This is a genomic window from Amycolatopsis sp. NPDC051071 (genome assembly GCF_040682875.1).
Taxonomy (GTDB): Bacteria; Actinomycetota; Actinomycetes; order Mycobacteriales; family Pseudonocardiaceae; genus Amycolatopsis.
The window spans coordinates 1-5527 of the sequence record NZ_JBFBBY010000283.1; the positions used below are offsets into that span (position 1 = coordinate 1).

The 5527-nt window shown below is 68.4% G+C and carries 6 protein-coding genes; 3 read left to right on the plus strand and 3 right to left on the minus strand.

The features are described from left to right. Nucleotides 1–209, plus strand: a 209-nt coding sequence (locus AB0M65_RS39975) for a hypothetical protein (RefSeq protein WP_364040576.1), incomplete at its 5' end; no start/stop codon positions are given. A gap of 209 nt (nucleotides 210–418) precedes the next feature. Here AB0M65_RS39975 and AB0M65_RS39980 read toward each other — a convergent pair. Genes AB0M65_RS39980 through AB0M65_RS39990 form a run of 3 tightly spaced genes read right to left on the minus strand, consistent with a single transcriptional unit; the run spans nucleotide 419 to nucleotide 3072 of the window. Then, the gene (locus AB0M65_RS39980; protein WP_364040579.1) at nucleotides 419–1243 is read right to left on the minus strand and encodes a metallophosphoesterase; all 825 of its coding nucleotides are present in this window, start codon (nucleotides 1241–1243) and stop codon (nucleotides 419–421) included. Nucleotides 1244–1258: 15 nt separating this feature from the next. Continuing rightward, entirely contained in the window at nucleotides 1259–2497 is a 1239-nt protein-coding gene (locus tag AB0M65_RS39985; RefSeq protein WP_364040582.1) for an MFS transporter, read from the minus strand. After that, entirely contained in the window at nucleotides 2494–3072 is a 579-nt protein-coding gene (locus AB0M65_RS39990) for a helix-turn-helix domain-containing protein (protein ID WP_364040585.1), read from the minus strand. The genes AB0M65_RS39985 and AB0M65_RS39990 overlap by 4 nt, the downstream gene beginning before the upstream one ends. A 150-nt stretch (nucleotides 3073–3222) precedes the next feature. Here AB0M65_RS39990 and AB0M65_RS39995 point away from each other — a divergent pair, with 150 nt between their 5' ends. Together AB0M65_RS39995 and AB0M65_RS40000 are read left to right on the plus strand one after the other, a co-directional pair. Further along, nucleotides 3223–3702, plus strand: a complete 480-nt coding sequence (locus AB0M65_RS39995; RefSeq protein WP_364040587.1) for a MarR family transcriptional regulator — start codon at nucleotides 3223–3225, stop codon at nucleotides 3700–3702. Nucleotides 3703–3853: 151 nt separating this feature from the next. Beyond that, nucleotides 3854–5461, plus strand: a complete 1608-nt coding sequence (locus AB0M65_RS40000) for an ABC-F family ATP-binding cassette domain-containing protein (protein WP_364040590.1) — start codon at nucleotides 3854–3856, stop codon at nucleotides 5459–5461. Nucleotides 5462–5527 lie beyond the last annotated feature (66 nt).

Genomic DNA, 5527 nt, shown 5'->3' on the forward strand with positions numbered 1-5527 from the left:
GCAAGGAAGGGGGCCTTCATGTACTTCAGGCAGGTACTTGGGGACGGTGTGAAGGCCGAGTTTCCTCGGCTGAGCCGCGTGAAGGGGGCCTTCACGCGGCGTCGTTGTGGCTGATGTGGCTGATGTGGCTGCTGGGGCTGTTGTGGCTGTTGTGGCTGCTGGGGCTGCTGGGGCTGCTGGGGCTGCGCGTGATGCCCGGAGCGGGGTGAGGGGAACTTTGAGGGACCCTGGGTCCCTCAAGGGTCCTTCGCTGCGTCCCTCAACGGGTACTTCACGGACCGCAGTCTCAGGCCCCCGCCGCGTTGCGAAAGTGGCTTCCGCAACCTCAAGAGCCCCGTGAGGGTGGTCGCGAGTGGCAAGTGAACCACTCACGACGCGCGGCCCCACCACGCAAGAAGGCAAGAACGCAAGAATGACCTCAGAAAATACGCCGCAGCGGAATCGGGCCCCGTGCCCGCTTCCGCCACTCACGCGGATAGCCGAGCGAGACCTCCTCGAACCGCACCCCGTCCGCCTCCGTCGAGCGCGGGATGTGCAGGTGCCCATAGACGGCGACCTCCGCGCGGAACCGCAGATGCCAGTCCTCGGTTTCCGTCGTCCCGCACCACAGCGCGAACTCCGGGTAGTACAGCGGCGCGGTCGGGTGGCGGTGCAGCGGCCAGTGCGACATCAGGATCGTCCCGTGGTCCTCGGGGATCGCCTCCAGCCGCTCGGTGCTGATTTTCACCCGGTCGGCGCACCAGGCCTGCCTGCTGGGGTATGGGTCGGGGTGAAGGAAGAACTCGTCCGTGCACAGCACACCGGCGTCCCGGGCCTGGTCGATCGCCGTCTGCATCGGCAGCCCCTCGGCCGCCGGGGCGCGCCAGCTGTAGTCGTACAGCACGAAAAGCGGGGCGATCGTCAGCGGTTTCTCCTGGTGTTCCCACACCGGGTACGGATCTTCGGGGGTGAGTACGTCGATCTCCCGGCATCGTTCGACCAGGTGCTCGTAACGTGCTTGGCCCCGCAGCTGGCATTCGTCCTTATGGGTGGTCCACAACTCGTGGTTGCCGGGCACCCAGACGACCTTCGCGAAACGTTCCCGCAGGGTCTTGAGCACCTCGATCACGGAGTCGGCGCGTTCGGCGACGTCACCGGCCACGAGCAGCCAGTCGTCGGGGGTCCGGGGTACGACCTCGTCGACGATCGGGGCGTTTCCCTCATGGGTGACGTGGAGGTCGCTGGTGGCGAAGAGATGCGGCACTCCACCACCGTAGCTTCACCCGGACCGGGGAACCGCCAAGACCGCATCACGGCGTAACCGGCCCGACGCGAGGACGCCCAGGACGATCAGTCCCGAAACGACGTGCAGGCCCGCCTGGAGGTTCAGCAGGACGCCGGAACCCAGCACGCTCATCAGCGCACCCGTCAGCAGCGCGCCGAGGGCGGTGAAACCGGCCGTCCCGGCGAACATCGTGCTGAGCACCCGTCCGGACCGTTCCGGTGACGCCGCCGTCTGGACCAGCGAGAGCAGACCGGAGCCGGCCAGCACCCCGGGACCACCGACGAGGCCGAAGAGCCCGATGTAGACGCCCAGTGACATGGTCAGCGCGGGCAGGTTCCAGACCAGCGCCGACAGCAGACCGAGCGCGAGGCCGCCCCAGCCGAGCAGTGCGGCGGGCGCGACCTTGTGGGCGATCGTGGCGACGGCGAAGCCCGCGGCCAGCCCGCCGAGCGCCTGCACACCGCGCAGCAGGCCGACGTCGCCTTCGCCGCCGTCGAGGATGTCGAGCACGAAGACCACGAACAGCACCAGGAACATTCCCTGCGCCAGCGAAGTCAGCACCACGACGACGCCGGCGAGCCGGAGACGTCCGTCCCGGCCGATCTCGCGGAGTCCGTCGATCCAGGCTCGCAATACCGGCTCGTGCGGACCCGCCGCGACCGGAGAGGCGACCCGCCGGAACGGACGCGCCAGCAGGGCCGAGGCGATCACCAGGACGCCGAGATAGGCCACCACGACCCAGCCGAGGCCGCCGAAACCGAGCAGAAGGCCACCCGCCCAGCCGCCGATGAGCCGCGAAACACTGCTGTTGATGCTCATGAGGCCGTTGGCGCCGATCAGCTCGTCCGGCGCGACCAGTTCCGGCACGAGCGCGTTGCGGGCCGGTTCGAACAGCGACGCCAGGCCCGCTTGTCCCGCCATGACGGCGTAGAGGACGAACACCGGGCCGCCGGACGCGACGAACAGCAGCGGCAGCGCCACGAACGCCTGTCCCGCGCACACCAGGCACAGCACCAGGCGCCGGTTCCAGCGGTCCGCGAGCACACCGGCGACCGGGCTCAGCAGCACCGCGGGCACCAGGCCGAGGACGATGCTCAGCGCCGTCGTCGCGGCGGAACCGGTCGACTGGAAGACGAACACCGGCAGCGCGATCTGCAGCATCCACTCGGCGGTCTCGGAGAAGAACGCGGCGACCCACAGCCGGGCGAAGGCGGGTTCCCTCAACGGTTTCATGCGCTCGGTTTCCCCTCGGCGTCGATGCGCGGGAACGCCCGCAGCCCCACGTGCACCGGCAGGGCTCCCTCTGGCGGGTCCTCGCGGATCGCGCTGACGTAGGGCCGCACGAGAGCGTCGATCCCCTGGACCAGCTCGTCCAGCTCCGCCGCGGTCACCCGCAGGGAGTACATGTTGATCCCGGACGCGTCCTGCCACTCCTGGTCGAGCTGGTCAGCGGTGTCGAGGTAGCGCTCGATCAGCTCCCGTTCCCGCGCCAGCGTGGTACCCACCACCGCCAGCTGCGCCCCGCGCAGCGCCGGATCGTCCCCGAACTCGATGCCGACCTGGCAGGCGCGCCATGGCCGCTCCCGGCCGTCGTCCCCCTCGACCCGCTCGACAAGGCCGTGCTGGGCCAGTTGACGCAGATGCCAGCTGCAGTTCGAGGCGGTCGAGCCGACGGCCGCCGCGCATTCGCTCGCGGTCCGCGGGCCCACCGCCATCAGGTGGTCCACCAGCGCCGACCGCAGCGGATGCGCCAGCGCCCGCATCAACTCGACGTCTTCGATCCGCTTGCGCGGCGGTAACCCGGCCATCGCCGATCCAATCTGAAAGAAGTCTTTCGAAAGTTCTCTTTCAGAGTTGCAGGCGCTCGAAGTCTTGTCAAACGGCCTCGATACCCTTGCCCGCACAGTTGCTGCACGGTGCAGTAACTGCGTGAATCAACTACTGCTTGAGGAATACAGATGTCTGACCAGCGAGAACTCGCCACAGCGGCGGCTTTGGAAATCCCCCGGTTCGTCAGCGCGACCGTCTTGTTCCAGACGGCCATGGCGGAGCGGCTCGGGATCAGCGCCACCGAATTACACGGACTTCAGCTGGTCATCAGCGGCGCCGCCACCTCCCCGACCGAACTCGCGCGAGCACTCGGCATGACGACGGGCGCCGTGACCCGGATGCTCGACCGCATGGAGGCGCAGCATCTGGTCGAGCGCGCCCCCGACCCGGCCGACCGACGGCGGCTCCTGGTCCGCCCCCTTCCCGACCGGCTGGACGACGTCGCCGACCTTTACGCCCCCATGGCCAGGTTCTTCGGCGACCGCCTCGGCAGGCTCGACCGCCGTCAGCTCGCCGCGCTCCTGGGTGTCATGACCGATGGCCGGGCCTTCGCCGAACGCGAGTCCGCGCGCCTGCGATCGAAGTCGCCGGAAGAAGGGGTTGACTAACGCTACATAGGTTGCGTTAGACTCCTCGCATCATGGAAAACTGACACGCGTATCTCTCCCCGCCCCGAGGCAGCTTCGGTCGAGCACGGCTCCCGTAAGCGACAAGGCCCGGCGGGATTTCTCATGACTCCAGAAACGCGGGTGATGTCGTATGTCTCTTTCCCTGATCGCCAAAGATCTCGTCCGTTCCTACGGCGCCCGCGTCGTGCTCGACGGCGTCAACCTGACCGCGTCGGCAGGCCAACGGCTCGGGCTGGTCGGCGAGAACGGCATCGGCAAGTCCACGCTCCTGCGCCTGCTCGCCGGCGTCGAAGAACCGGACGCGGGCGAAGTGCTCCGTGGTGACGACGTCGGCTTCCTGTTGCAGGAACTGCCTTTCCCGTTCACGGCCCGGTTCTCCGACGTCATCGACGACGCGCTCACCGAGATCCGGCAAGCGTCGGCAAGGCTCGAGGAACTGACCGAAGCGCTCACGGAACGTCCTGACGACGCGGCCGTCCTCGATGAGTACGGCACGGTCCTCGAATGGGCGCAGGCACACGATCTCTGGGACGCCGACCGGCGGGCCGAGGTCGTCTGCGCGGGGCTCGGGCTCGCCGGGATCGACCCGTCGAGGGAACTGCGCACGCTCTCGGGCGGGCAGCGGTCACGGCTCGGACTGGCCGCGCTGCTGATCCGGCGGCCGTCGACACTGATCCTGGACGAACCGACGAACCACCTCGACGACGCCGCGATGGAGTTCCTCGAACACCACCTCGCGTCGCTGACCGGCGTCCTCGTGCTGGCGTCGCACGATCGCGTGTTCCTCGACGCGGTGTGCACCGACATCGTGGACCTCGATCCGGCGCTGGGCGGACCGACCCGGTACGGCGGAACGTATTCCGACTACCTGGACCAGAAACGGGCCGAACGGGCGCGCTGGGAGCAGCGGTACGCCGAGGAGCAGGACGAGCTCAAGGAACTGCGCGAGTCGGTGGCCGTCACCGCGCGCAACGTGGCGCACAACCGGCCGCAGCGCGACAACGCCAAAATGCTCTACGACTTCAAGACCGGGAGGGTGCAGAAACAAATCTCACGCCGGGTCCGCAACGCCCAGCTGCGGCTGGACGAACTGGAACGCGACCAGGTGCGGAAACCACCCGCGCCGCTGCGGTTCCAGGCGGAACTGACCGGCAAACCCGGCGAGGACAAAACGGCGATCTCCATGCGGGACATCGACGTCCCGGGACGTCTGCGGCTGGAGACCCTCGACATCACGACGACGTCGAGGCTCCTGATCACCGGCGGGAACGGCGCGGGGAAGTCCACGCTCCTGTCCGTGCTCACCGGCTCGCTGGCCCCGGCGACCGGGACCGTCCTTTGCGGACGCGGGGTGCGGATCGGCCTGCTGGCACAGGATGTCGAGTTCGACGAGCCCGCGTGGTCGGCGCAACGGACCTACTCCGAAGCGCTGGGCGAGGGTGCTCCACCGTTGCGCGGCCTGGGATTGCTGGCTCCGCGCGATCTCGGGACCAGCGTCGGCGCCCTGTCAGTCGGGCAGCGGCGACGGCTCGCGCTGGCGTTGCTGATCGCCGATCCGCCGGAAGTCCTGCTGCTCGACGAGCCGACAAACCACCTCTCGCTGACGCTGGCCGAGGAGTTGTTCGCCGCGCTCGACACCGCTCCCGGTGCCGTCGTCATCGCTTCGCATGACCGGTGGCTGCGGCAGGACTGGAGCGGTGAGCACCTCCGGCTGGAAGACGGTCGCGTCGCGGTATAGGGCGTTATACGGCTGCCCCGAGTGTCATGAGGGGTCCCCATAGGACGAAATCTGTCCTATGGGGAC

Coding starts and splice junctions, on each gene's coding strand:
- AB0M65_RS39985 (WP_364040582.1), bottom strand. CDS start 2,497: ATGAAACCGTTGAGGGAACCCGCCTTCGCCCGGCTGTGGGTCGCCGCG.
- AB0M65_RS39990 (WP_364040585.1), bottom strand. CDS start 3,072: ATGGCCGGGTTACCGCCGCGCAAGCGGATCGAAGACGTCGAGTTGATG.
- AB0M65_RS39995 (WP_364040587.1), top strand. CDS start 3,223: ATGTCTGACCAGCGAGAACTCGCCACAGCGGCGGCTTTGGAAATCCCC.
- AB0M65_RS40000 (WP_364040590.1), top strand. CDS start 3,854: ATGTCTCTTTCCCTGATCGCCAAAGATCTCGTCCGTTCCTACGGCGCC.